This window comes from Arthrobacter sp. alpha11c, from assembly GCF_054149985.1.
On the sequence record NZ_CP196747.1, the window covers coordinates 4,578,610 to 4,602,906 of the forward strand.

Genomic DNA, 24,297 nt, shown 5'->3' on the forward strand with positions numbered 1-24,297 from the left:
TTATGGTGTGGCTATGACTAAGCGTTGGTATGCGTATTTTTCGTTGGCTCTGGAGGGGCCCGCGTCTAACTGACACGCATCCAACTTTCCTTCAGAGCCAGCAGGGCAGAGATCATTCTCTGCCCTTCGCCATATCCGGCGGGTTCTGAAAAGGGGCCCGCTCCGCATCCGGAACAGGACCCAGAAATGACCAGCATCGCCGCAGAATCCACCGAGACACTCCACAACGAGGCACTCCCCGCTGCCGGGAAAGCTTCCCAGCCCGCCACCTCCAACCTGCGCGTGGCCCGCTTCGAACCGCTTCCGGCCCCTCAGGACCTCATCGCCGAGTTGCCGCTGGATGCCCGCTCAGCTGCCGTCGTCGACCGTGGCCGAGATGAAGTCCGGGCCATCATGGACGGCGTGGACGACCGCTTGCTGGTAATCGTCGGGCCTTGCTCCATCCACGATCCCAAGGCCGGTCTGGAATACGCGCGTCGGCTGGTCAGCCAGGCGGAGAAGCACAAGGAAGACCTGCTGATCGTCATGCGTACGTACTTCGAGAAGCCCCGCACCACAGTCGGCTGGAAGGGACTCATCAACGATCCCCACCTGGACGGCAGCCACGATATTGCTGCCGGACTGCGGGCAGCCCGCGGCTTCCTCAAGCAGGTCACCGCGCTGGGACTGCCCACGGCCACCGAATTCCTCGAGCCCATCAGCCCCCAGTACATGGCGGACCTCGTCTCCTGGGGTGCAATCGGCGCCCGCACCACCGAAAGCCAGATCCACCGCCAGCTCGCCTCCGGTCTGTCCATGCCCATCGGCTTCAAGAACGGAACCGACGGCGACCTCCAGGTGGCCATCGATGCCTGCGGCGCTTCTGCTGCTGAACAAGCCTTCCTCGGAATCGACGACGACGGCCGCGCGGCTCTCGTGGCCACTTCAGGCAACCCGGACACCCACGTGATCCTGCGCGGCGGACGCAAGGGCCCCAACTACTCGCAGGAAGACGTTGCCGCTGCCTCCTCCAAGCTCGCCGCCAAGGGACTGAACCCACGCCTGATCGTGGACGCCAGCCACGCCAACAGCGGCAAGAGCCATCACCGCCAGGCTGAAGTTGCCTTGGAAATCGGCGCCCAGCTCGAAGCAGGCGAGACCTCGCCGATCGCCGGCGTCATGCTGGAGAGCTTCCTCGTGGGAGGGGCGCAGAATCTGGATGTGGCCAAGCAGCTCGCGGGGGAGCAGGAACTCGTTTACGGCCAGAGCGTTACGGATGCCTGCATGGAATGGGACGTCACCGCTTCGGTGCTGGAACAGCTTGCTTCGTCTGCACGGAAGTGCCGGCTGGTTTCGGGGGAGTAGCCGGGGAGTAGAGTCCCACTTACGGGAAATGCTTTCACATTGGTCACTTCAGCCTCTAGAGTATCTAGCACATGGTTGTTTGATGGCTCAGCATCGGCACACCGTTCTACTGGGGGTGTCCTGTCCAGCTGAGAGCAAAGGAATATGGGAAATGTCCGCGGAGACTAACTTCTCGAATGCGCGTTTCATGACTGTGGCTGAAGTAGCCGATGTCCTGCGCGTTTCCAAAATGACTGTGTATCGCCTGGTCCACTCAGGGGAAATGCCTGCCGTCAGGTTTGGCCGTTCCTTCCGGGTGCCCGAAGAAGCCGTGGCCCAGTACCTCAAGGGTGCTGTGGTCGACGGACAATCGGAGACCGCCTGAGGGCGCCGGGTCTGTCCCGCGGACCGTGGTCACGGGGTGCCCCTTTGAAGCGGTACTCTGTTAAAGGAACGTTTTACGTCAATGTAAGAATCTGTCAGTTGTACTGTCTGCTGCTAGTCCGCGGATCCGTTCCAACAGACAGGACCTTCATCTAGTTTGTAAGGAACTTTCGTGGGTTCAGTTATTAAGAAGCGCCGCAAGCGTATGGCCAAGAAGAAGCACCGCAAGCTGCTTCGCAAGACTCGCCACCAGCGCCGCAATAAGAAGTAGAGATACTTCACCAAGCGTGAATGCCCGTTGCCTTCCAAGGCGGCGGGCATTTTTGCACTCTCACATCGTGGCGCTTCTTGCCGGATGTTCTTTCACATCCTGCGGGGTGCGGCCGGACGTTCTCTCACGTCCTGTGAACTGGTCCCCGTTTGTTGGACTGGCTAATTGGGATTCTAGGCTGCGAGGGTCTGGGCCCGGTATTGGACCGGGCTTAGGCCCTTGAGTTTGGTGGAGATTCTTTCGTTGTTGTACCAGGTGATGTATTCGTGCAGTGCTGGTGCCAGGGCTTCGGTGCTGAGGAACCGGACGTGGTGGAAGAGTTCTTCCTTGAGGTGTCCGAAGAAGTTTTCCATGACGGCGTTGTCGTAGCAGTTGCCCCTGCGGGACATTGACTGGGTGGCGCCGGCATCGTTGAGCAGGACCCGCCAGGAGTGGTGCTGGTATTGGAAGCCTTGGTCCGAATGCACCAGCGGGTGCTGTCCCGGTTCCAGGCAGGCGATGGCCTGGCGCAGTGAGCTGTTGGCAAGTTCCAGCTTCGGTGAACTGCCAACGGAATAAGAGATGATCTGCCGGTCAAAAAGATCCATGACCGGTGAAAGGTAGAGCTTGTGGTCCCCGACGCGGAACTCGGTGACGTCGGTGACCCACTTCTGGTTCGGAGCATCGGCGTCAAACTTCCGGTTCAGCAGGTTCGGTGCAATCACGCCCTGTTCGCCTTGGTAAGAGTTATAGCGTTTCCGCCGCCGGACCTTGCAGCGCAGGTGTAACGCGCGCATCAGCTTCAGCACGGTCTTCTTCGCGACCACCCACCCCTTCTTCATCAGCTCGGTATGGATGCGCCGGTGGCCGTAGCGGCCATGGTTGGCCGTGAAAACCTCCGTGATGGCGCTCTTGAGTGTTTCCTTCGGGTCCGGGGACTCGAGCCGGGCCTGGTGATAGAAGAACGTCGAGCGGGCCAGACCCGCGGCCTGCAGCAGAACCGGGAGCCGGTAATCAGCCTTGAGAGCGATGAGGGCTTGAACCTTCACCGTTGTTCCTGAGCCCTCAAGGCACGCAATTTTCCCAAGTAGGCCACCTGTGCCCGCAACAGTTCGTTTTCCCGACGCAACTGCTCAAGCTCCGAAGCCTCCCCGGCCCGCGGCCCGGCTGCCGACTTCGCGGAGGGCACGACCCCCGCATTCCGGGAAGCCGGGGTCCCGGACTTCACTGGCCTGCCGTTGCGTTTGGGCCGCAACCCGTCCTCGCCCTCCAAACGATAATCCCTGACCCATTTCTGGAGCTGTTGCCGCGAAGACAGGCCCGCTTCAACCGCCAGATCCTGCCCGGTTTCGCCCGCAAGGAAGCGCTGCACCAACGCCAGTTTGACCTCGAAAGAGTATGACTTCGGTGCCCTGCTCACCAGCACTCCTCGACCATGGATCCTCCACAACCCATACAACGACCTCACCGCCACAACAGGGGCACCCAGGAACCGGGCCGTCGTCCGATACCCCAGACCCCTTTCAAAACACGCTACAGCCGACACCCGCTGCACCACAGACAATGAACTACGCGAACTCATAAAACTGCTCCCCTCAAACGGAACTGCGATTCACAGTCCAACTTCAGGGGAGCAGTTCACTGCGGCGTGCGGCCGGACGTTCTCTCACATCGTGCGGCGTGCGGCCGGACGTTCTCTCACATCCTGCGGCGCTTCTGGCCGCATGCTCTCTCACATCGTGTTCCGGGCAAACCCGGATGCAACCGATGGATCCATCCATGCAGTCCGTAGCGCCCTTTTGATCTGCCGAACGGCGTTGCCAAAGTTGTCCGCAAGGTCATCTCTTCCGAAGACAAGGACAGTCCAACCGGCTGCTCTAAACGCCTTATCCCTGCGACGATCGCTATGCATCTGCTCCTCCTCAAGGTGGTGGCCGCCGTCGTACTGAATCGCGAGGCGGCGGCTCTTGAAACCCAAATCCGCTGAAGGCGAGAAGGGATCGTTCGCGCGGAGCATCACCTGGAGCTGAGGTTCCGGCAAGTTGGCGTCAAGCATAGCCAGACGAAGCAAAGTTTCTGGAGCCGAGTCGGCCCCGACGCGCATAAGATCCAGAGCTTCCCGTGCCCGGACTACGCCTTGGCGGTTTTTGTGCCGTTCGACCATGCTCCGGAGCTCTTGGGCAGTAGCGAACGGTGCGTCGCGCCCCTCAAAGTCGGGCCGTGGAATGCGAATCAACTGATCTGCCACGCACACGAGGTCATGAAGTGGGAGACGACGCGCCAAATCCAGCCATGTTCGGGCTCGAGTGCTTATCCAAATCCCTTGGACTTGCTCAATCTCTCCGTCGAAGAGCGTTTCGGTATGCCCGATGATGCCTTTGCGCCGGACCGACGGCAGACGTCGCGGTTTGCTCAAGTGCAATTCATTTGAATCCGATAGCCAGGCTGGCAAGACAAAACCATGGAGCCTGGCGGCAGTTGTATGGGAGATCCACGCGCCAGGGCTGGCTGAGGAGAGGGAACGGGCGGCAGACGAAAGGTCGAAATCCCACTCACTTGGCCGGTACAGGCCACGGCTAACGGGAACGATGTTGCTGCTGCGCCAAATGACCGACGGATCGATGCCGGCAGCTTTGGCCTCGTTCAGGCTGAAGGGCTCCAAGACCGGGCTTGATTGGTTGAGTAGCGAATTCTGCATACCCGCATTGTTCCTTGGAAGCCGCTAAGCGTGCAGAAGTTATCCACAGGTAGGTCAGGGTCGCAAGAGGATGTGGGAGAGGAACGGTGGAAACGCGTGGGGATGTGGGAGAGGAACGGTGGAAACGCGTGGGGATGTGAGAAAGGAACGGCTAGCGGGGGCCGCGGAACTTTGAGAATCCACGCCACAGCCCGTAGATGGCACCGCCCACAGTTGCCGCCTTCAGCCCCAGGGTTGCTGCACGGCGTCCGGATCGGAAATCGTACACGGGCCAGTTGTTGTCGCGGGCATGCCGGCGCAGCTTGGAGTCGGGGTTGATCACCACGGGGTGACCCACCATAGTGAGCAGCGGGATGTCATTGGCGGAGTCGCTGTAAGCCCAGCAGTGGTCCAAGTCCAAGCCTTCTTGGTCAGCTATGAGTTGGACGGCGATGGCCTTAGCCGGCCCGTGCAGGATGTCACCCACAAGCTTGCCGGTATACATTCCGTCATGGACCTCGCCCACGGTTCCCAGCGCGCCCGTCAGGCCAAGCCTTGTGGAAATGACAGTGGCAACCTCAATTGGGGTAGCGGTCACCAGCCAGACCCTCCGGCCTACACGGAGGTGTTGCTCGGCGAGCGCCTTGGTTCCGGGCCAGATCCGGGACTCGATCATTTCGTCATAAACTTCTTCGCCCAGGGCTTTGATATCGTCCACGGTGATTCCGGCGGCCAACGTCAGGGCCGAGTCCCGCACGGCATGGACGTCGTCCATGTCTCTCGCCCCGCATCACAAACTTGAACTGCTTCCACGCGAAGCCTGCCGCCTGGGACAGAGTGAAAGCCTTGCGTTCGTACATCTTCCGGGCCACATGGAAGAGGCTGGCGCCCTTCATCAAAGTGTTGTCGACGTCGAAGAAAGCGGCTTCGCCGGTGTGCTGCGGCACCTTGGCGTCGGCGACCACAGCGGCGTTCTTCTCGTCGGGCATGCCTTGAGTCTAGTCAATCGCCGGGGCCCGGCGTTGAGGGCGCACGGTGGGGCTGCCCCGTGGGATGTGCAAGAGCATCGGTGGAAAGCGGTCAGGATGTGAGAGAGCGTTGGGGGGAAAGTGCGGTGGATGTGAGAGAGGGGTGGGGCGGTTACCGTTGTGTCATGGCTATTCCCGACGTCGTTCTCCTCACCAAAGCTGACTGCCACCTGTGCACGGAGGCGCGTGCCGCCGTCGAACGCGTTACCTCGGCACTGGGCGTCCAGTGGACCGAGCAGGCAATCGACGGTAACGCGGAACTGCAGGAGCGTTACGCGGAGGAAATTCCCGTGGTGCTGGTGGATGGGGTCCAGCGCGATTTTTGGAAGATCGACGAGCAGCGCTTGGCCCGTACTTTGAAAAGAGTCCTTGAAGGCTAAGGATCAGGGGACTTTGTTACCCGGAAGTACCGGCTTTTGTTGAGTCCGGCCAAGGGCCATAGAGTGGAACAACAAGCGACGCAATGGAGAAAACCGTGACTGCGCTGGAACCGTCCCCGGGGGCAACAAGCGGGGACCACGAACCTGCCGCCAAGCAGATCCCGCCCGCGGCTGTGGCCCGGATGACTCTCTATTTGCGCGCGCTCAACTCGCTCCTGGCAGAAGGCGTGGAACGTGTGTCATCGGACGCGTTGGCCGAGGCTTCAGGCGTCAGTTCCTCCACGCTTCGCAAGGACCTCTCCTACGTCGGCTCGTACGGGACCCGCGGGGTGGGATATGAAGTCCAATACTTGAGCCGTCACATTGCCGCAGCCCTTGGCCTGACGCACGACTGGAAGGTCGCAATCGTCGGTGCCGGTAACCTCGGCAAGGCGCTGGCGCGGTACGGCGGCTTCGAGTCCCGGGGCTTCGACGTCGTGGCTATTTTCGACGCAGACCCCATGGTGATCGGCAACGAGGTGGGTTGGTTGCGGGTCAGCGATTCAGCAGAACTTGAACGTGTCTTGGAGCGCACCCACACCAACATGGTGGTGCTGGCTTTGCCGGCCACCGTGGCGCAGGCAGTCTGTGATCGCGTCATCGCTGCCGGAATCCGGAGCATCCTGAGTTTTGCTCCGGTTCTCCTGCAGGTTCCGCCGCACGTGAACCTCCGCAAGGTGGACATGGCCACCGAGCTGCAGATCCTGGCGTACCACGCACAACGGGCGCAAACACCGGGTCAGGCTGTCTAGCCTTACCGGGTCCGCGCCCGCTGACGTTACTACAAGAAGCTTGTTGGCTTAGCGGCCGTAAGGGTTCTGGTAAGGGTTACCGAAAGGCTGCGGCTTGCGGAAGTACGGAGCCGACGCCGGCAGGTACAGCAGGACGATTGCGGCAACTCCCAGCAGGATCACCAAGAGCTGCAGGATGCCGTACGTGGCACCGAACTGGAACAGTCCGGCGAGGCCAAGGACAGAGATCGCCGCGAAGACGGTGCCCAGGATCCTGGCCCAGTTCTTGCCCTTGCGGACCGGGAATGCAACCAATGCGTAGAGGCCCAGGGACACGATGGCCCCAATGATCGCGGCAACGACAATACCGCCACGCATGCCTTCCAGGGAGCCTTCCGGGAATTCAGTGCCCTGCTGTGCAGCCTGCTGGATCATCGAGTTGATGAAGGCATCCGAACCGGTGGTGGCCAGGATCAGCGAGCTGATGGCGGACAGGATGCCCGCTGCGATGATCATCCAGAAGGAGATGTTGACCAGCTGCGGAACTGTGGTGGGACCTGGCTGCTGGCTGGGCCAGTTGGTGTCCTGGCCATATTGCGGAGCCTGCTGACCGTAGGGAGATGGCTGCTGGCCGTACGGCGACTGCTGACCAAATTGGGGAGCCTGCTGACCATACTGTGGCGTCTGCTGACCGTACTGCGGGGTTTGCTGGCCATACTGGGGAGCCGGGGGCTGACCATATTGGGGTGCAGCCGGGGACTGCTGACCGTACTGTGGAGCGCTCGGCTGCTGACCATATTGGGGAGTCTGCTGACCATACTGCGGTGTCTGCTGGCCGTACTGGGGCGTGGATGGCTGGCCCGGCTGCTCAGGCTTGTTGGCGTCGCCCTTGTTGGCATCGCCGGTGTTGGCGTCGCCCGGATTGGCGTCCCCCGCGTTGGACGGCGGGTATGGAGGGTTGCTCATGGCATTCCTTTGCTTGTTCGACTGCTGGTACGGCTGCCGGGATCAGCAAAAAGACCCTGCCCCCAGCCTGGTTCTGCTTCCACCGTACCTCCGGGGTCCGGTGCTGCGGATGATCACACGCAGGAATTTCCTGCTTGGCGATGAAATCATCACGATGGCGTACGCCTTCATGATGAAGGCCGTGGTGGTCCGATGGACCACCACGGCCTCGTGCACCTGTCAGGGCGGCTTGGATGAGAGCCCGACGGCGATACTTCAGTCGGGTTAGACGGCGCCCTTTACTGCTTTGAACCACAGCTGCGAGTTCGGCAACCACATCAGCACAACGGCCACTGCGCTGACCAGGAAACCAAACCAGTTGCCACCCAGGCCCGCCCCGGGTCCGCCGGCGTTGATGGAGCCAAAGATGGCGAGCAACAGCGAAACCGCGGCGAGGACAGTGAGGGCAAGGCGTGCCCATTCCTTGCCTTCCTTCATCTTCATGGCGAGGACTATCTGGGCGGCTGCAACAGCCAGGCTGATGATCAGGAGAACCAGGAGGAGTGCGGCAACTCCCGGCATGAAAGCGAACGCTGCGATGATGGCGAAAAGCCCGATGAGGCCAAAGAGGAGGCCCAGGAGTCCCGAGATGACCCAAATGAAGTAGGACACTTTGAGCTCGGTGGGCAGGCCCATGGTCTTGAAGAGGCCCGAGAATCCGCCTTGCGGAAGGACGTCATTGAAGTTGCGGGGTCCGTCGGTGGGCATTTCAAAGTGGAAACCACCTGGCTGCCCTGGTTGCGCCGGCTGGGCTGGTTGCCCCGGCTGACCCGGTCCCGGTTGCGAATACTGGCCAGGTTGCGACGGCGGCTGGTAGCCCTGGGGTGGTTGGTAACCCTGCGGTGGTTGGTAACCAGCAGGAGGAACGTTGCCGGGCTGCGGAGGCTGGGCGCCGGGCTGCGGAGGCTCTGGTGCTTCATCTGGGTTACTCATGGCATCACTTTAGACCGCAGGTTGAAGGATGCATAGGAAATTCGGAGCTACTTCGCAGCTAACTACAGGGTGTTTGCCGAATAATCGCAGGGTGACTTCTGAGTACGCGAAACGGCGCCCCCACAGCGGAACTGTGTTGGGGCGCCGTTTACTCGGGACTGTCGAACAAACTCCCGTGCAAGCTGCTGCGGAAACTGCCTGGGAGTCAGGCAGCTGCCGGTGCGATGAACGCGAGTTCCAGGTTGATGACAACCTTGTCGCTGACCAGGACGCCACCGGCCTCAAGTACTGCGTTCCAGGTCAGGCCGAAGTCCTTGCGGCTGATGGTGGTTTCGCCGGAGACGCCTGCACGGGTGTTGCCGAAGGGATCCACTGCGACGCCGTTGAATTCGGTTTCGATGGAAACTTCCTTGGTGACTCCCTTGATGGTGAGATCGCCCACAAGATCGAAGCCGTCGCCGTTTGCCTTGACGTGGCGGGATACGAAGGTGATCTCCGGGTACTTCTCCACATCGAAGAAGTCCTCGCCCTTGACGTGGCCGTCGCGGTTGACGTCGCCGGAGTCAAAGCTGGCCGTCCGGATAGTGGCATTGACCTTCGAGTCGGTCAGCGTCTCGCCAACTTCGAGGGTGGCGTCGGCGTCCTTGAAGACGCCGCGGACCTTGCTGATACCTGCGTGGCGGACGGTGAAGCCGATCTCGCTGTGGGAAGCGTCGAGGGTCCAGATGCCGGTGGTGACGTTGGCGGGAAGGGTCATCATGATGTTGCTCCTGTATGTAGTGGAAGGTACCGCTTGCTTGCCCGGTCGATTGGTTGATGCGTTTACTTGAAACGTCAACCGAGCTTCGTGTCTAGTATAAACATGCATATGCATCTTTTATTCCAACTCCACGGAACATTTTGAGAAAACTTTGAGTTCTACTAGCGGTAGAAGATTTCGGATCGTCCCGCTTCTTTGAGAAACTGGTAAACATGCCCCAAGCAACTGTCCATCTGCTTCGCCATGGCGAGGTCCATAATCCCGATGGCGTCCTCTATGGCCGGCTGCCTGAATTCCATCTCTCCGAGCGCGGCCGGGAGATGGCCCGCATGCTGGCCGAGCACTTTGCCCTCCGCGCAAGCGAGGGTGCCAGGATTGTCCACCTGGTGGCCTCGCCGCTGACGCGCGCCCAGGAAACGGCGATGCCCACTGCCGAGGCGCTCCATCTCGAGATTCATACAGACCCCAGGATCATCGAAGCGGAGAACCACTTCGAGGGACTCCACCCCACCCGCAGCGAATTCTTGAAGCCCAAGCACTGGCTTTATTTCCGGAACCCCCTGCGTCCGTCCTGGGGCGAGCCCTATAAAGAGCAAGCCGCCCGCGTCCTGGCTGCTGTTGAAGACGCACGCCTCAAGGCGATCGAACTGGGTGGCGACGGCGCTGAAGCCATCCTCGTCAGCCATCAGCTTCCCATCTGGTCCACCCGACTCTCCGCCGAGGGGCGCCGGCTGGCGCACGACCCCCGTAAGCGTGAGTGCACCTTGACCTCCCTGACATCCCTGGTCCTGGACGACGACGGCAAGATCGTGCGGGTCGAATACAGCGAACCTGCGGCGGTGCTCCTTCCCGGTGCGGCAAGCACCCCGGGGGCGTAGGCGCATGGATAACAACCTTTCGCGCCGTGGCGTGCTCACAGCCGGTGGGGTCCTGTTGGCAGGACTTACCATGGGCCTGTCAGCCTGCGCCCAGAAGGACTCCCTCGCAGAGCAAGCCCGAAAAGGCGACAACAAGAACTACGTGGCCGGTGACGGTTCCGTCACCGAGTTCGCCAAAGCGGACCGCGCTGCCCCCGTGGCGCTCAAGGGCACACTCTTCAACGGAAGTACGGTCAAGCCCGAAGACCTCAAGGGCAAAGTCACGGTCTTGAACTTCTGGTTCGCCGCCTGTGCCCCCTGCCGCGTCGAAGCTCCCCAGCTTGAAGCCCTGCACCAGGACTTCAAGGGCCAAGGCGTTCAATTCTTCGGCGTAAACCTGCGTGACGAGAAAGCCACCGCGGAGGCCTTTGACAAGACCTTCAACCTCACCTACCCAAGCTTCAACGACAAAGACGGGGCCGTGCTCCTGTCTGTGTCCGGAATCGTGCCTCCGGGGGCGGTGCCCACCACATTGGTCCTGGACAAGGAGGGCAAAGTTGCCTCCCGCGTCCTCGGCGAAATTGAGAAGAGCACTTTGAAGGCCCTCATTACGTCCGCAGTGGCTGAGTAGTACCCATGAACAGTCCCTTCGCCGAGACGATCCTGAACGGATCACTGCTGCTTGCCGTGCCCGTTGCGCTGCTGGCCGGACTCGTCTCGTTCCTGTCGCCGTGCGTGCTGCCGCTCGTCCCGGGTTACCTTGGCTACGTCACGGGACTGACCGGCGTCGACCTCCAAAAGCAGCGGCGCGGCCGCATGCTGGCAGGTATTGGACTGTTCGTGCTGGGCTTCTCGGTGATCTTCGTCCTCCTGGGCGGTGCGTTTGGCCAACTCGGGACCCTCCTGACAGGACCGCAGAACGCCTGGATCACCCAAGTGCTGGGCATTCTGGTCATCCTCATGGGGATCGTCTTTATGGGTGGCTTTGGTTGGCTGCAGCGCGACGCCAAAATCCATGCCAAGCCTCCGGCCGGCCTGTGGGGCGCGCCGCTCCTGGGACTGACGTTCGGCCTGGGTTGGGCTCCATGTATCGGGCCCACATACTCCGCGGTACAGTTGCTGAGCTTGTCCGGCGGATCGTCGGCGGCAAAGGGTGCGCTTTTGGCCTTCGTTTACAGCCTTGGCCTGGGTATCCCGTTCCTCCTGATCGCCCTTGCCGTCCGGCGGGGCATGGGCGTCATGTCCTTCTTCCGGACGCACCGCCTGGCGATCCAGCGGTTTGGCGGAGGCATCCTGATTTTGCTCGGCATCCTGATGGCCACCGGCGTGTGGGGAACCTGGGTGACCGAGTTGCAGTACTGGTTCCAAACCGATGTGAAGTTGCCAATCTGATGAGCGAGTCCGTGAAAGCCAAGAAGAAGTCACCAGCCGCTGAAAGCACGAACACGAAGACAGCGGAAGGAAAACTCCAGCAGGCCAAGTCCGAGGCCGCGCTGCCCTCCCTGGGCATCCTGGGCATGCTTCGGTGGGCTTGGACCCAGTTGACGAGCATGCGTACGGCGTTGTTCCTGCTGCTCCTGTTGGCTGTGGGCGCGGTGCCGGGGTCCCTGTTCCCGCAACGCCCCGCGAACCCTGCAGTTGTCACCCAGTACATCAAGGACAACCCGTCCTACGGCCAGCTACTTGACGCCCTGCAGCTCTATGACGTCTACTCGTCGGCCTGGTTCTCGGCCATTTACATCCTGCTGTTCATCTCCCTGATCGGCTGCGTCACCCCGCGGGCCATTGCCCACTACAAAGCGATGAAGTCGCAGCCCCCGCGGACGCCCAAGCGCCTTTCGCGCCTGCCGGAGTACGGCACCCTGGCGCTGCCCGCCGACGCCGGGATCCCGGCGTCGAAGGCTATCAACGATGCGGCTGGACTGCTCAAAAGGCGCGGCTACCGCGTGGAAGTCAGGGACGTCGACGGCGACCTCCCGTCCTTGGGTGCCGAGCGCGGCTTCCTGAAGGAAGTCGGCAACCTGGTCTTCCACACTTCGCTGATCGGCGTGTTGGTTTCCGTGGCTATCGGCGGCCTGTTCGGATACAGCGGCCAGCGGATCCTGGTGGAAGGTGAGACGTTCGTCAATACTTTGGTGGGCTACGACCAATTCACCCCGGGCACCAACTTCCAGAGCAGCTGGCTCCAGCCTTACTCCATTCAGTTGGACAAGTTTGAGGCCACCTTCGATCGCGAATCGCCGAAGAAGATCGGCCAGCCCATCGACTACACCGCCGAGGTCACCACCAAGGAAAATCCAGATTCGCCGGCGAAGAAGGAAATCCTCAAGGTCAACGATCCCATTACGCTGGGTGGCACCAGCCTGTACCTCACCGGAAACGGCTACGCCCCCGTGGTGACTGTCCGCGACGGCGACGGCAACATTGCTTTCCAAGGCCCGGTCACGGCCAAGGTCCAGGGCGACAACTATTACTCGTCCGTGGTCATCAAGGTGCCGGACGGCAAACCGGACCAGTTGGCATTCCAGGGCTTCTTCCTGCCCACAGCCTTCAAATCCGAGAACGGCATTTCCTTCAGCGCAAGTCCCGAACTCTTCAACCCACAGTTGAGCCTGGACTCCTACTATGGTGACCTTGGCCTGGACAAGGGCGTGCCCCAGAACGTGTTCGAGCTGGACGTCAGGGACCTCCAACAGCTCAATGGCCGAAAGCTTGAAGCCGGCGGAATCACGCTGGCACCAGGGATGACGAAAACACTGCCGGACGGCAAAGGCAGCATCACCTTCGACGGCGTCAAGAAGTACATTGGCATGGACGTCCACCACAACCCTGGCCAGCTGTACGCGTTGATCTTCGGCCTGCTCGCCGTTGCTGGCCTGGTCACCTCGCTCTACGTCAACCGCCGCCGTGTCTGGGTCCGCACCGGAACCCACCAGGACGGCCGCACCATGGTGGAATACGGCCTGCTGGCCCGAGGCGAAGACCACAGACTCGCTGGCGAAGCAGCAGCCCTCCGCGAACTCTTTACCCGGGAATGGCAGATCCCCTCTGACTCCGGTAACCCGGCAGCAACCCCCACAGTCTCTTCCCCAACCTCGAAGGACCAGTAATGCCCGTCATCAACGAAACCCTGGGCCAGTACAGCGAGCTGTTCATGCTGCTGGCCGCCGGCACGTACACCGTGGCGTTCATCGCGTTTGCGTGGGACCTGGCCAAGAGCAGCAAGGCGCTGCGTGCCATCGACGCGAAGGCTGCTGCCAGCTCTCCTGCGGAGAAGGTGGCCGTGGCGGCCGGCCGCGCGAGTGGAAGCTTGGGAAGCCCCGACGCCGGTGGGCCGGCTGGCCGGGCCGAGCGTCCGACGTCGGGCCTCACCGTTGAAGGTGGCACCGCGGCCGGCGACATGAAGTACTCCGCCGAACGCCGCGTGCCTGCCCGGGTGGCTGTGGCACTCACAGTGCTGGGCGTGCTCATTCATGGTGCGGGCGTTGTGACCCGTGCACTGGGCGCAGGCCGCGTGCCGTGGGGCAACATGTACGAGTTCCTCACCACGGGCGCTTTCGTAGCCGTGGCAGTTTTCCTTATCGTGCTGATCCGCCGTGACCTGCGGTTCCTGGGTACGTTCGTCATCGGCCTGGCCATCATCATGCTGGTGGCCGCCTCGGTATCGTTTTGGACGCCGGTGGGCCACCTGGTCCCCGCCCTGCAGAGTTACTGGCTGATCATCCACGTCTCCATCGCCGTGCTGTCCTCGGCCTTGTTTACTTTGACATTCGCCATGTCCGCGCTGCAGTTGGTGCAGTCGTACCGGCAGAAGAACCTGGCTGCCGGCCGCGCGGACAATCTTGGCTTCATGCGGGTGGTTCCGAACGCGCTGAGCCTGGAAAACCTGTCCTACCGCATCAACGCGATCGCTTTCATCGGCTGGACGTTCACCCTCATGTTCGGTGCCATCTGGGCTGAGAAGGCCTGGGGCAGGTTCTGGGGCTGGGACCCCAAGGAAGTGTGGACGTTCGTTATTTGGGTGGTCTACGCCGGCTATCTTCACGCCCGGGCTACCCGTGGTTGGACGGGAACCCGCGCAGCGTGGTTGTCGATCGTTGGTTACGCATGCGTGATCATCAACTTCACACTCGTGAACACCGTTTTCAACGGCCTGCACTCATACTCCGGGCTCTGAGCAGACCTCTTTCGACGTGGACCGGCTCGCTGGCGTTTAGCTGCAGTGGGCGCGGTTAGATTTCCGTCGCGCGCCGGCGTCCGCTCATCAGCCACGCCGTGGTGGAGGGCAGGAACAACAGGATCAAGCCTGCTGCGGCTAACACGTACTGCACGGCAAGCAGCACTGTGGACAGGACGCCGTCGCTTCCCGGGGCTACGACGTAATTAGCGGTGATCACGGTGACCACGGCGTGCAAGAGGATCATCGGTGCCAGCAGCCAGCGCGCCCAGCTGCGGCGCTTGAAGGCCACAGCCAGCAGGACCGCTTCCATCGCGACCACCAGCGCAAGCATGGCCAGGCTCCCCAGGAACACGACGCCGGTGGCACCCTCGATTGCCGGGGCGTCGCCATCGGGGAGCTTGCCTGCGATAACGCCCTTCAGACGATCGAAGTGCGAGTCGCGGGCAAGGAAACTTATGACGACTACCGCGATTCCTGCGACGAAGCTCGCCGCCCACAACGATCTGGACAGCAGTGCTGGGCCTGGTGGACGCAGGACGGCGTCAACGGGCGGTTGTGTAGTAGTGGGTGGCCCACCGATGGGTGACGCGGTAGTAGAGGACTGCCGCGATCCTTCAGCTTGCTGGGCCATGTTCCCTACTTCAGTTCGTCGGTGCCATGCGTATCGGGCTCGCCGCGTTTGGCATCGCCGGACTTGTACCCGGGGGCTTTGTTACCCTGGCTGCCCTCCGCGCCATCAGCACTTTTGAGCTTCCGCTCTTTGGCTTCGAGCTCTGCCTTGAGCTTCTTGAGGCGCTCTTCTTCAGCGGTGTTCCGGCGGCGGGTTTCGAGGTTGCGAAGGAACTCGGGATCGTCATCCGGGGCGGTGGGGTGTCGGCGGATGGGCTGCGCCGAAGGCTTGCCGTAGGGGCGGCCGAAGATGAACCAGAGAACGGCGCCCAGGAGGGGCAGGAGGACCATGACCACGATCCAGGCGGGCTTGGAGATGCCGCGTGTGTACCTGCCATCGGTACGTATCACGTCCACGAGGGCGTAGACGAAGATAACAAGGACGACGACGACGCCAACAACCCGGAGCATGCACCAAGTCTAGTCGCCGGAAGGCAATCACTGGACGCCCTGTTCCGGCCGTGATCAGAGTGCAACCATCCGGGCGGCTAAACTTGGATAGTGGCTTTCCTGAAGTATTCCCTCATCCGTTTGGCGCTGTTCGTGCCGCTGTTCGTCCTGTTCGCCCTTTTGCAGGTGGGCTGGATCCTGGCGGTGGTCTTCGCGGGGCTGATCGCGTTCGCCATCAGTTACCTCTTCTTCCAGAAACAGCGCGACGCCGCCACTGCGGCCGTGCGGGAACGCTTTTCCGGCCGCGCCAAGCCCATTCGCACCGCTGGTGAGGTTGAGGACGCCGAGGCAGAGGATAGCCTCGTGGAGCAGAACCCGGACATCGCCGTCAACAATGACAAACGCCCGGGTTCCAAATAGCGAAACCTAGAAGCCGCGGCTCAGGATCAGTCCGAGCGAGAACAGCAGGCTGTAGCCGAGGTTGATCAGGCCGGTCTGCTTGAGCACGGGAATGAGGCTCTTGCGCTTCTTGCCGTTGACCATGAGCCAGGCAGGCATCAGGCACGCCGGAATCAGCAGGAGAACGATCAACATCCACGGCTTGGTGGGTGCCAACACGATCACCAGCAGGATGGCGACGGCCAGCATCAAGACGTAGCTCTCGCGGGCATGCCTGTCTCCAAGGCGCACGGCCAAGGTCCGCTTTCCTGCCGCCGTGTCCGTGGGAATATCCCGGACGTTGTTGGCCATGAGCAGGGCGCAGGCGATGAGTCCAGTGCCGATCGCGCCGATGACTGCTGCGAGGCTGACCTGCCCGGCCTGGGTGTAGGTGGTGCCGAGCGTTGCCACCAGCCCGAAGAATACGAAGACGAAGACATCGCCCAAGCCAAGGTAACCGTAGGGATTCTTGCCGCCCGTGTAGCCCCAGGCTGCCAGGACACACCCGAGGCCCACCAAGATCAGCCACCAGGTCTGGGTGATGATGACCAGGATCAACCCGCACACCATGGCGGCGCCGAACAGTCCGAAGGCCGCCCACTTCACTTGCTCGGGCTTGGCAAGTCCGGAACCAACCAGGCGCAGCGGCCCCACCCGGTCCTCGTCCGTCCCGCGGATGCCGTCCGAGTAGTCATTGGCGTAGTTGACGCCCACTTGGAGAAGAAGCGCCACGAGCGCCGCCAGGATCGCATTCGGCAGCCGGAAAGCATGGAGCTCGTACGCCGCTGCCGAACCGATCAGTACGGGCGCGATTGCCGCGGGCAGTGTGCGGAGCCGGGCTCCTTGAATCCATTGTGCAGCTGTCGCCACGTGTAGTACCTCGTGTATTTCGCGTTGATCTTGGGTCGGAGTCATGAGGGCAGAACGTGTCTATTGTCCCTGATGCATGGCGGAAAGCTGTTCGATCATGGCCAGCCGGTCCGGTTTTCCGTTGGGCAGCATCAGCAATTCCTTCTCGGCAACCACAGTCTTGGGAGCCAAAACCCCCAACGCTGCTTCGCGTCGGGCCGTGAACCCTTTCAGCCCTTCCGGCGAGGGATCGGCCAGGGCCACGAAGGCTGCCACGGCCTGGCCCCATTCACGCGACGGGACGCCTGCAACGAAAGCCGCGGTGACGCCGTCGAGCTCTTCCAGTTTGCTTTGGATGTATCCGGCGGAGGCCTTGACGCCGCCGGTGATGATGACGTCGTCGGCTCGGCCCAGGACGGTGAGCTTGCCGTCGTCGGTAATTTCGCCGAGATCGCCGGTGACGTACCAACGCACACCGTCTTCCTCGAAGAACACCGCTTTTGTGGCGCGCGGGGCGTCAAGGTAGCCCGCCGCCACGGTGTCGCCGCCCAGCAGGATGCGGCCTTCCAGCTCGCCCTCGCCGATCCGGACCTCGACGCCGTCCAGCGGCTCGCCGTCGTACACGCACCCGCCGCACGTCTCGGCTGAGCCGTAGGTGGTGACCACGTGGAGCCCTTCCGCGTGGGCATTTGCCAGCAGCTCAGCCGACGCCGGTGCGCCGCCCAGCAGGATGGCATTGAAGCGGCGCAGCACGGCAAGGGTTTCCGGCGTGGGTGAGTCCAGGAGCCGCTGCAGCTGGGTAGGTACCAGCGACGTGAAGCGGATCTTGTCCGTCAGTTCCTCGGCGGCAGCGGTGAATGCCCCAGGCGTGAAGCCATTTGACTGGTCCATCACCCAGGGTCGGGTCCCTGCATAGAGGGAGCGAACCAGGACCTGGACGCCAGCCACGTACTGAAGGGGGAGCGCCAGCAGCCATTGGCCTTCGCCGCGCACTGCCATGGCCGTGGCCACAGAGGACGCCGCCAGGGCATCCACAGTAAGGACGGTGGCCTTTGGCGTCCCAGTGGAGCCGGAAGTCCGGACCACCACTGCGGCCTCTTCAACGCCGGTCTCTACCGGAATGGCTTCCGGCTGGCCGTCCTCGTGAACCACAATTTCGACGGCGGGACCCTCGCCATGCAGGGCAGCGGCCAGCGCTTTGAGTACGGGATCGATGTCCACAGGGGAGTCCTAGAAGTAGTAGGGGAAGTTGGACCAGTCGGGGTCGCGTTTTTGGAGGAAGGCTTCCTTGCCCTCCACGGCCTCGTCCGTCATGTAGGCCAGCCGCGTGGCTTCACCGGCGAAGACCTGCTGACCGGCAAGGCCGTCGTCGGCCAGGTTGAAGGCGAATTTCAGCATGCGGATGGCCTGGGGGGACTGGCGGGCGATATCAGCCGCGTACTCCAGTGCGACTTCCTCCAACCGCGCGTGGTCCACGGCCTCGTTCACGGCTCCCATTCGGACCATGTCCTCAGCCGAGTATTCGCGGGCCAGGAAGAAGATCTCCCGCGCGGCTTTCTGCCCTATCTGGCGGGCCAGCAGCGCAGAGCCGTATCCGGCGTCGAAGCTTCCCACCGTGGCGTCAGTCTGCTTGAACTTGCCGTATTCGCGCGAGGCGATGGTGAGGTCGCTGACCACGTGGAGGGAATGTCCGCCGCCGGCTGCCCAACCATTGACGACGGCGATGACAACCTTGGGCATGGTCCGCATCAGGCGCTGGACTTCCAGGATATGGAGGCGGCCGGCGCGGGCGGGGTCGATGGTTTCCTGCGTGTCCCCCTCGGCGTAGCGGTAGCCGTCCCTGCCACGGATTCGCTGGTCGCCGCCCGAACAGAACGAGTGCCCGCCGTCCTTTTCCGACGGTCCGTTGCCCGTGAGCAGCACGGTGGCGACGTCAGGAGACATGCGGGCGTGATCCATGGCCCGGTACAGTTCGTCCACGGTGCCCGGACGGAACGCGTTGCGCACCTCGGGGCGGTTGAAGGCGATGCGGACAGTGGGGAGGTCCTTGACCGTGCCGTCCGTGGAACGCTCAACTTGCCGGTGGTACGTCATGTCCTTGAAGTCGTCGAAGCCGGAAACGGTACGCCAGCGCGAGGGGTCAAAGATGTCGGAAACCTTGGCAGGGAGTTGGTTGTTCACAGTCCGAGTCTAGTAATGGCCTTGGCGGATGCAGAACTCGCGGCCCTAGTGGGGGAGGAAGTCCGGCGGGATCGCATAAATGAGAACCACGGCCAGGAGGTTCTTGGCCGCATGGACGAAGTAGGAGAACATCAGGTTCTTTCCCGTCCACACATAGACCGCCACCAGCACAAGGGCCATGCCGAGATAAGGCGCAAGGGCAGACAACGCCAGCCCTTCCCTGCCCACAACATGGATCGACGCGAAAACTCCCACCGAAATGGCACAGCAGATCCAGATGTTCACGTACTGCGACAACTTGCCGATGAGCAGGTGCCGGAACAAGTACTCCTCTACGAACGGCCCCAGGACCACCAGCAGCGGCACCATGAGCCAAGCCGGCACACGCTGAAGGAGACCCTGGATGCCCAACTGGTTTTCGGAAGTCTGGGCCGTACCAAGCGCCGCAACCAGGAGGGCCGTGACGATCAGCATGACCACCACGGCAAGGGGGACCATACCAAGAGTGAACCAGGGGCGGGTGCCCAGGATCTTGACGTCGCGGCCAACTATGCGCCAGGCGGACGCCAAGGCAAAAACCCCGACGGCGGCATAAAAGACCGCGTTAACGGCATAGGAGGCTGTGGCAGGGTCAGAAAAAAGCTGGAGCATCATTCGCTCGACGGATTCGCCCGCAAACGTGAAGTAGATCGTGAACCCCAGGTAGGCGGCGACGGCCACGGCGTCCAGGGCATTGAACCGGTAAAGCCTCGCCCGCGTCGAAATGGTGCCCATATGACCAGACTATCTTTGCTGGGTGGCCCCCGCTTCGCTACAATTTTCGGTATGCCTAACTTTCCGTTTCGGCGCGCCAAAGTTGTCCGCCGATTCGCTGCCTTACTGACCGCATCCGTTCTGGTACTGGGGGTGTCCGCCTGCGGAGGGAATTCCTCTGCCGGAGGTGATGACAAGCCCGTTGTCCTGACCACGTTTACCGTGTTGGCCGATGTCGCCAAAAACGTCGCAGGTGACAAGCTCCGCGTGGAATCCATCACCAAAGCCGGGGCCGAAATCCACGGCTATGAGCCCACTCCCGGGGACATTCGCAAGGCTGCCCAGGCCGACCTCATCCTGGATAACGGTCTGAACCTTGAAGCATGGTTCTCCCAATTCGTGGAAGGGCTCGATGTACCCCACGCCGTGGTGAGCGACGGCGTGAAGGTCATGCCCATCGCAGAAGACTCCTACCAGGGCAAACCGAACCCGCACGCATGGATGTCCCCCAGCAACGTCCAGATCTACGCCAACAACATGGCAAAGGCTTTCGCCAAGCTGGACCCGGCTCACGCCACCGAGTTTGAAGCCAATGCCAAGGCCTACAACGCCAAACTGCAGACCGTCCAGGATGAGATGGTCTCCAAGCTCTCCGTTCTGCCGGAAGCACACCGGGCGCTGGTGACCTGCGAAGGCGCGTTCTCCTACCTTGCCAGGGATGCCGGACTCAAAGAGGTCTACATCTGGGCCGTGAACGCTGAGCAGCAGGCCACGCCCCAGCAGATCGCGCGGGCCATCGAATTCGTCAAGGACAACCAAGTGCCGGCCGTGTTCTGCGAATCCACGGTCTCCGACGCTCCCATGCGGCAAGTCGTCGGTGCTACCGGGGCTAAATTTGGCGGCGTCCTCTACGTGGACTCGCTATCAGAAGCAGACGGTCCTGTTCCCACGTATTTGGACCTTATCCGCCACGATGCCAAGACCATCACCACAGCACTGACAGGAGGAGCGTCATGACCAGCCCCGCGATCGTCGTCGAGAATGTCACGGTCCACTATGGCGAAGTGCTGGCGTTGGACTCCGCATCCCTCACCCTGGACCACTCCAGAATCTGCGGTTTGGTCGGCATGAACGGCTCGGGCAAGTCCACCCTGTTCAAGACCATCATGGGGATGGTGAAGCCCGATTCCGGCAAGGTCCTCATCAACGGTCATCCGCCTATGAAGACCCGCAAGGAAGCCGGCATCGGTTACGTCCCGCAAAGCGAGGATGTGGACTGGGCCTTCCCCTTGTCCGTCCGGGACGTAGTAATGATGGGCCGCTATGGGCACCTCGGTTTCACCCGCCGGCCCCGGAAAGTAGACCGGGACGCCGTCGAACAGGCCCTGGAACGCGTGGAGCTTGGCGAGTTCGCCGACCGCCAAATCGGCCAGTTGTCCGGCGGCCAGAAGAAACGTGCCTTTGTAGCCCGGGGCATCGCCCAAGGGGCCACCATGATGCTGTTGGATGAACCCTTCGCCGGAGTGGACAAGCGGTCCGAAGCTACTATTACCCGTCTGTTGCGCGAACTTGCCGCTGACGGCGCCACCATCCTTATCTCCACCCACGACCTCCACGCGCTCCCGCAGCTCTGCGACGAAGCCGTGCTCCTCATGCGTAAGGTGCTGATGCACGGCAGCCCGGACGTGGTGCTGCAACCTGAAAATCTGGCCATGGCATTCGGCCTCGACGTCATGAACAGGGGCTAAGCCGTGGAATTCCTGCTTGAACCATTGAGCTACGACTTCATGGTGCGCGCCCTCGCCACCACGGCAATTGCCGCCGTCGTTTGTGCTGTCCTTAGCTGCTGGCTCGTTCTGATCGGGTGGTCCCTCATGGGCGACGCCGTATCGCACGCGGTGCTTCCCGGCGTCGTGCTCGCCTACATTGTTGGTGCGCCGTTCGCGCTTGGTGCGTTGGTGTTCGCGCTGATCGCGGTGACGTTGATCGGAGTTGTGCGGAACACCAGCCGGGTGAAGGAGGATGCGGCCATCGGCATCGTGTTCACTTCGCTCTTCGCGCTCGGCTTGGTGCTGATCTCCGTGACGCCGAGCCAGACCGACCTGAACCACATCATCTTCGGCAACCTGCTGGGCGTCAGCGTCCCTGACCTCATCCAGGTTGTGGTCCTTGGCGTGGTTGCCTTCGCGATCCTGATCCTCAAGCGACGGGACCTCACGCTCTACGCGTTCGACCCCACGCATGCCCACGCCATTGGCCTGTCGCCCCGGCGGCTTGGAGCCTTGCTGCTGGGCCTGCTGGCGCTGACATCCGTGGTGGCTTTGCAGACCGTGGGCGTGGTGCTGGTGGTGGCCATGCTGATCATTCCCGGTGCCACCGCTTACCTGCTGACGGACCGGTTCTCCCGGATGTTGGTGATCGCCCCGGTCATCTCGGTGGTGTGCTCCATGACCGGCATCTACCTCAGCTATTACCTGGACACGGCATCCGGTGCCATGGTGGTGGTCACCCAGGGTGCTGTGTTCGCCGTCGTCTATCTGTTCAGCCCGCGGCAGGGACTGATTGGTACGCGCCTGGCAAAGGCCCGGCGGAAGCGGGCGGTCGCGGCGGCCTGAAACTCGGCCCAGCCTGAAACTTGACGTGCCCGGATTCGCCGGGCAGTCTGGAGCGATGAAGTCTTGAGCGCAGCCCTTCCATCCGGCTGCTTCCCCAGTAGACCACTCCGGCAGTACCCCAGGCGGTTTCCTGCCATTCACTGCGGACTTTGCGAGGACACCTCTTGACTGACCACCTTCACCTTTCCGGCGTTTCCCACGGCTATGGGGACCGCGAACTTTTCCACGGCGTTGACCTCACCATCGATCACGGCGAACACGTAGCCATTGTCGGAGAAAACGGGGCGGGAAAATCCACCCTTCTCCGCCTGCTGGCCGGCGTAGAAACGCCCGACGACGGCACGGCGGGTTTGGTAGGCAATGCGGGCTACCGCGTGGGTTATCTCGCCCAGACACACGGACTTCCGGCCTCGCTGACTGTGGGGGACGCCATCGATGCGTCGCTAACTGCGTTGCGGGCGCTCGAGGCCAGCATCACCGAACTGGAGCAGGACCTGGCGGATGCCGACCCCGAAACCCTGGAACTCTACGGAAGCCTGCAGACCCAGTACCAACTCCGTGAGGGGTATGCCGCCGAATCCCGGGTGGAAGCAGCGCTTGACCGGCTGGGGCTGGGAGGCCTGGACCGGCGTCGAACGCTTGGATCTTTGTCCGGCGGCGAGCAGGAGCGCGTGGCCCTCGCGTGTCTACTGGCCGATCCTGCCGAGGCCCTGCTCCTTGACGAGCCCACCAACCACCTGGATACCAACGGCACAGCCTGGCTGGAATCGAGGTTGGCTGCGCATCGAGGGACCGTTGTGGTGGTTTCGCACGACCGCGTCCTGCTGCGGAAGGTAGCCAGCACAGTCATCGAAGTCGACGCCGAACGCCGGTCCGTCAATCGGTACGGCAACGGCTACGAAGGTTACTTGCGCGAGAAAGCCGCCCAGCGAGCCCGTTGGGTGCAGCAATACGAGGAATGGCTGGACGCCATGGCCGCCGAGCGGTTCCAAGCCGCCACGGTTTCGGGAAGCATGGGCTACGGCCGGGTGCGCGACAACGACAAATTTGCAACCGGCTTCAAAAAGGGCACGTGGCAGCGCGCAGCCACCAGCAAAGTGCGCAATGCCCAGGAACGCCTCCGCCGCCTCGAAGAGAACCCTGTTGACCGGCCACCCGTGCCGCTCAAGCTCGCCGCACAGCTTGACCTTCAGGTGGAGGAGACCACTGGACCGGCCATACAAGCACGAGGCATCAGCGTTCCGGGGCGCCTGAAGCCAACTGACCTGCGCGTCGAAACCGGGGAAAAGGTCCTCATCACCGGTCCCAACGGAGCAGGAAAATCAACCCTGGTCTCGGTGCTCGCCGGGACGCTTGAGCCCGCCATCGGGACCTTGGCTGTCCAGGGCACGGTGGGGTATCTGCAGCAGGAACTCGACGTACCGCCCCGTCCAGGCCTCCGGCTGCTTCCGGCGTTTGTTGCGGGACTGGGCGGAAACATCGACGAACACGCCGAGGCACTGCTGCGCCTGGGCTTGTTTCGGCCTGCTGAATTTCACGTTCCCGTGGGCAGCCTCTCGGCCGGACAGCAACGCCGCCTCGCCCTGGCCAGGCTGCTCCTTGGCAGTTACGAGACCATGATCGTGGACGAACCCACCAACCACCTTGCGCCGGTGCTCGTGGAACAGTTGGAGGCTGCCCTCGCAGACTTCGCAGGGACACTGGTCATCGTGAGCCACGACCGTGCCCTGGGGGAGTGGTTCGATCGGTGTGCCGGCGCCGGTTCGGTGGGTAGCTGGGTCCGGTACGGAATGCAGGATGGCGAGTTGCTCTAGGCCGTTGCCTCCGGGGTGAGTTGTTCGCAAAGGGATCGTTA

Annotated in this window: 28 protein-coding genes and 1 pseudogene; 16 read left to right on the top strand and 13 right to left on the bottom strand. The window is 62.2% G+C overall.

What is annotated here, in order from left to right:
* The first annotated feature begins 186 nt into the window (after nucleotides 1–186).
* The 3 genes from ACTAQJ_RS21330 to ACTAQJ_RS21340 all read left to right on the top strand — a co-directional run bounded on the left by ACTAQJ_RS21330 (nucleotide 187) and on the right by ACTAQJ_RS21340 (nucleotide 1,978).
* Nucleotides 187–1,344, top strand: a complete 1,158-nt coding sequence (locus ACTAQJ_RS21330) for a 3-deoxy-7-phosphoheptulonate synthase (RefSeq protein ID WP_498699198.1) — start codon at nucleotides 187–189, stop codon at nucleotides 1,342–1,344.
* A gap of 151 nt (nucleotides 1,345–1,495) precedes the next feature.
* Nucleotides 1,496–1,708, top strand: a complete 213-nt coding sequence (locus tag ACTAQJ_RS21335) for a helix-turn-helix domain-containing protein (RefSeq protein WP_017199160.1) — start codon at nucleotides 1,496–1,498, stop codon at nucleotides 1,706–1,708.
* Between the two features lie 171 nt (nucleotides 1,709–1,879).
* Complete coding sequence (locus ACTAQJ_RS21340; protein ID WP_003792170.1) at nucleotides 1,880–1,978, top strand: 30S ribosomal protein bS22; 99 nt, start codon at nucleotides 1,880–1,882, stop codon at nucleotides 1,976–1,978.
* 173 nt (nucleotides 1,979–2,151) lie between these two features.
* On the opposite strand, the gene ACTAQJ_RS21345 is transcribed toward ACTAQJ_RS21340, so the two are convergent.
* The 4 genes and pseudogenes from ACTAQJ_RS21345 to ACTAQJ_RS21360 form a co-directional block, all read right to left on the bottom strand.
* Nucleotides 2,152–3,006 (bottom strand): IS3 family transposase, encoded by an 855-nt coding sequence (locus tag ACTAQJ_RS21345; RefSeq protein WP_498699200.1) that lies wholly within the window; start codon nucleotides 3,004–3,006, stop codon nucleotides 2,152–2,154.
* Nucleotides 3,003–3,377 (bottom strand): helix-turn-helix domain-containing protein, encoded by a 375-nt coding sequence (locus ACTAQJ_RS21350; RefSeq protein WP_498699203.1) that lies wholly within the window; start codon nucleotides 3,375–3,377, stop codon nucleotides 3,003–3,005. Before ACTAQJ_RS21350 ends, ACTAQJ_RS21345 begins: the two co-directional genes overlap by 4 nt.
* Before the next feature lie 312 nt (nucleotides 3,378–3,689).
* Nucleotides 3,690–4,655, bottom strand: a complete 966-nt coding sequence (locus ACTAQJ_RS21355; RefSeq protein WP_498699205.1) for a DUF559 domain-containing protein — start codon at nucleotides 4,653–4,655, stop codon at nucleotides 3,690–3,692.
* A gap of 151 nt (nucleotides 4,656–4,806) precedes the next feature.
* Nucleotides 4,807–5,623: pseudogene (locus ACTAQJ_RS21360) on the bottom strand (HAD family hydrolase).
* A gap of 164 nt (nucleotides 5,624–5,787) precedes the next feature.
* Here ACTAQJ_RS21360 and ACTAQJ_RS21365 point away from each other — a divergent pair.
* Nucleotides 5,788–6,042 (top strand): glutaredoxin family protein, encoded by a 255-nt coding sequence (locus ACTAQJ_RS21365; protein WP_498699206.1) that lies wholly within the window; start codon nucleotides 5,788–5,790, stop codon nucleotides 6,040–6,042.
* A gap of 83 nt (nucleotides 6,043–6,125) precedes the next feature.
* Entirely contained in the window at nucleotides 6,126–6,833 is a 708-nt protein-coding gene (locus tag ACTAQJ_RS21370) for a redox-sensing transcriptional repressor Rex (protein WP_498699208.1), read from the top strand.
* Nucleotides 6,834–6,881: 48 nt separating this feature from the next.
* Here the strand turns inward: ACTAQJ_RS21370 and ACTAQJ_RS21375 are convergent, their stop codons facing one another.
* On the bottom strand, nucleotides 6,882–7,778 hold the full coding sequence (locus tag ACTAQJ_RS21375) for a hypothetical protein (RefSeq protein WP_498702252.1): 897 nt from the start codon (nucleotides 7,776–7,778) through the stop codon (nucleotides 6,882–6,884).
* Here ACTAQJ_RS21375 and ACTAQJ_RS21380 point away from each other — a divergent pair.
* Nucleotides 7,777–8,046 (top strand): hypothetical protein, encoded by a 270-nt coding sequence (locus tag ACTAQJ_RS21380; protein WP_498699209.1) that lies wholly within the window; start codon nucleotides 7,777–7,779, stop codon nucleotides 8,044–8,046. The genes ACTAQJ_RS21375 and ACTAQJ_RS21380 overlap by 2 nt on opposite strands.
* Here the strand turns inward: ACTAQJ_RS21380 and ACTAQJ_RS21385 are convergent.
* Nucleotides 8,043–8,750 (bottom strand): hypothetical protein, encoded by a 708-nt coding sequence (locus tag ACTAQJ_RS21385; RefSeq protein ID WP_498699211.1) that lies wholly within the window; start codon nucleotides 8,748–8,750, stop codon nucleotides 8,043–8,045. The two genes, ACTAQJ_RS21380 and ACTAQJ_RS21385, sit on opposite strands and share 4 nt — an antisense overlap.
* Before the next feature lie 205 nt (nucleotides 8,751–8,955).
* Nucleotides 8,956–9,507, bottom strand: a complete 552-nt coding sequence (locus ACTAQJ_RS21390; RefSeq protein ID WP_477516828.1) for a YceI family protein — start codon at nucleotides 9,505–9,507, stop codon at nucleotides 8,956–8,958.
* A gap of 215 nt (nucleotides 9,508–9,722) precedes the next feature.
* On the opposite strand from ACTAQJ_RS21390, the gene ACTAQJ_RS21395 reads away from it, so the two are divergent.
* The 5 genes from ACTAQJ_RS21395 to ccsB are packed head-to-tail and all read left to right on the top strand — an operon-like array spanning nucleotide 9,723 to nucleotide 14,544.
* Nucleotides 9,723–10,388, top strand: a complete 666-nt coding sequence (locus tag ACTAQJ_RS21395) for a histidine phosphatase family protein (RefSeq protein WP_477516796.1) — start codon at nucleotides 9,723–9,725, stop codon at nucleotides 10,386–10,388.
* 4 nt (nucleotides 10,389–10,392) lie between these two features.
* Complete coding sequence (locus tag ACTAQJ_RS21400; protein WP_498699213.1) at nucleotides 10,393–10,998, top strand: TlpA family protein disulfide reductase; 606 nt, start codon at nucleotides 10,393–10,395, stop codon at nucleotides 10,996–10,998.
* 5 nt (nucleotides 10,999–11,003) lie between these two features.
* Nucleotides 11,004–11,759 (top strand): cytochrome c biogenesis CcdA family protein, encoded by a 756-nt coding sequence (locus ACTAQJ_RS21405; protein WP_431116395.1) that lies wholly within the window; start codon nucleotides 11,004–11,006, stop codon nucleotides 11,757–11,759.
* Complete coding sequence (gene resB / locus ACTAQJ_RS21410; protein ID WP_498699215.1) at nucleotides 11,759–13,477, top strand: cytochrome c biogenesis protein ResB; 1,719 nt, start codon at nucleotides 11,759–11,761, stop codon at nucleotides 13,475–13,477. The genes ACTAQJ_RS21405 and resB overlap by 1 nt, the downstream gene beginning before the upstream one ends.
* Nucleotides 13,477–14,544, top strand: coding sequence for a c-type cytochrome biogenesis protein CcsB (ccsB, locus tag ACTAQJ_RS21415; RefSeq protein ID WP_498699217.1), 1,068 nt, complete (start codon nucleotides 13,477–13,479; stop codon nucleotides 14,542–14,544). The genes resB and ccsB overlap by 1 nt, the downstream gene beginning before the upstream one ends.
* A 55-nt stretch (nucleotides 14,545–14,599) precedes the next feature.
* Here ccsB and ACTAQJ_RS21420 read toward each other — a convergent pair whose 3' ends face one another.
* Entirely contained in the window at nucleotides 14,600–15,178 is a 579-nt protein-coding gene (locus ACTAQJ_RS21420) for a hypothetical protein (protein WP_498699219.1), read from the bottom strand.
* 5 nt (nucleotides 15,179–15,183) lie between these two features.
* Entirely contained in the window at nucleotides 15,184–15,627 is a 444-nt protein-coding gene (locus tag ACTAQJ_RS21425) for a PLD nuclease N-terminal domain-containing protein (RefSeq protein WP_431116388.1), read from the bottom strand.
* Nucleotides 15,628–15,714: 87 nt separating this feature from the next.
* Between ACTAQJ_RS21425 and ACTAQJ_RS21430 the strand changes: the two genes are divergently transcribed.
* Nucleotides 15,715–16,026 (top strand): DUF4229 domain-containing protein, encoded by a 312-nt coding sequence (locus ACTAQJ_RS21430; RefSeq protein ID WP_498702238.1) that lies wholly within the window; start codon nucleotides 15,715–15,717, stop codon nucleotides 16,024–16,026.
* A gap of 6 nt (nucleotides 16,027–16,032) precedes the next feature.
* On the opposite strand, the gene ACTAQJ_RS21435 is transcribed toward ACTAQJ_RS21430, so the two are convergent.
* From ACTAQJ_RS21435 to ACTAQJ_RS21450, 4 genes are read right to left on the bottom strand one after another with little or no spacing between them, the layout of a single operon-like run.
* Nucleotides 16,033–16,914, bottom strand: a complete 882-nt coding sequence (locus tag ACTAQJ_RS21435) for a 1,4-dihydroxy-2-naphthoate polyprenyltransferase (protein ID WP_477516801.1) — start codon at nucleotides 16,912–16,914, stop codon at nucleotides 16,033–16,035.
* Between the two features lie 60 nt (nucleotides 16,915–16,974).
* Complete coding sequence (locus ACTAQJ_RS21440) at nucleotides 16,975–18,114, bottom strand: AMP-binding protein (protein WP_498699221.1); 1,140 nt, start codon at nucleotides 18,112–18,114, stop codon at nucleotides 16,975–16,977.
* 9 nt (nucleotides 18,115–18,123) lie between these two features.
* A complete protein-coding gene (locus tag ACTAQJ_RS21445; RefSeq protein WP_498699222.1) occupies nucleotides 18,124–19,074 on the bottom strand; it encodes a 1,4-dihydroxy-2-naphthoyl-CoA synthase in 951 nt (316 codons plus the stop codon).
* Nucleotides 19,075–19,119: 45 nt separating this feature from the next.
* Complete coding sequence (locus ACTAQJ_RS21450) at nucleotides 19,120–19,848, bottom strand: CPBP family intramembrane glutamic endopeptidase (RefSeq protein WP_498699226.1); 729 nt, start codon at nucleotides 19,846–19,848, stop codon at nucleotides 19,120–19,122.
* Nucleotides 19,849–19,899: 51 nt separating this feature from the next.
* On the opposite strand from ACTAQJ_RS21450, the gene ACTAQJ_RS21455 reads away from it, so the two are divergent.
* From ACTAQJ_RS21455 to ACTAQJ_RS21470, 4 genes are all read left to right on the top strand, one after another.
* Complete coding sequence (locus ACTAQJ_RS21455) at nucleotides 19,900–20,844, top strand: metal ABC transporter substrate-binding protein (RefSeq protein WP_498699228.1); 945 nt, start codon at nucleotides 19,900–19,902, stop codon at nucleotides 20,842–20,844.
* Nucleotides 20,841–21,575, top strand: a complete 735-nt coding sequence (locus ACTAQJ_RS21460; RefSeq protein WP_431116379.1) for a metal ABC transporter ATP-binding protein — start codon at nucleotides 20,841–20,843, stop codon at nucleotides 21,573–21,575. Before ACTAQJ_RS21455 ends, ACTAQJ_RS21460 begins: the two co-directional genes overlap by 4 nt.
* A gap of 3 nt (nucleotides 21,576–21,578) precedes the next feature.
* Complete coding sequence (locus ACTAQJ_RS21465) at nucleotides 21,579–22,442, top strand: metal ABC transporter permease (RefSeq protein ID WP_431116377.1); 864 nt, start codon at nucleotides 21,579–21,581, stop codon at nucleotides 22,440–22,442.
* A gap of 164 nt (nucleotides 22,443–22,606) precedes the next feature.
* Entirely contained in the window at nucleotides 22,607–24,256 is a 1,650-nt protein-coding gene (locus tag ACTAQJ_RS21470) for an ABC-F family ATP-binding cassette domain-containing protein (RefSeq protein WP_498699231.1), read from the top strand.
* Nucleotides 24,257–24,297 lie beyond the last annotated feature (41 nt).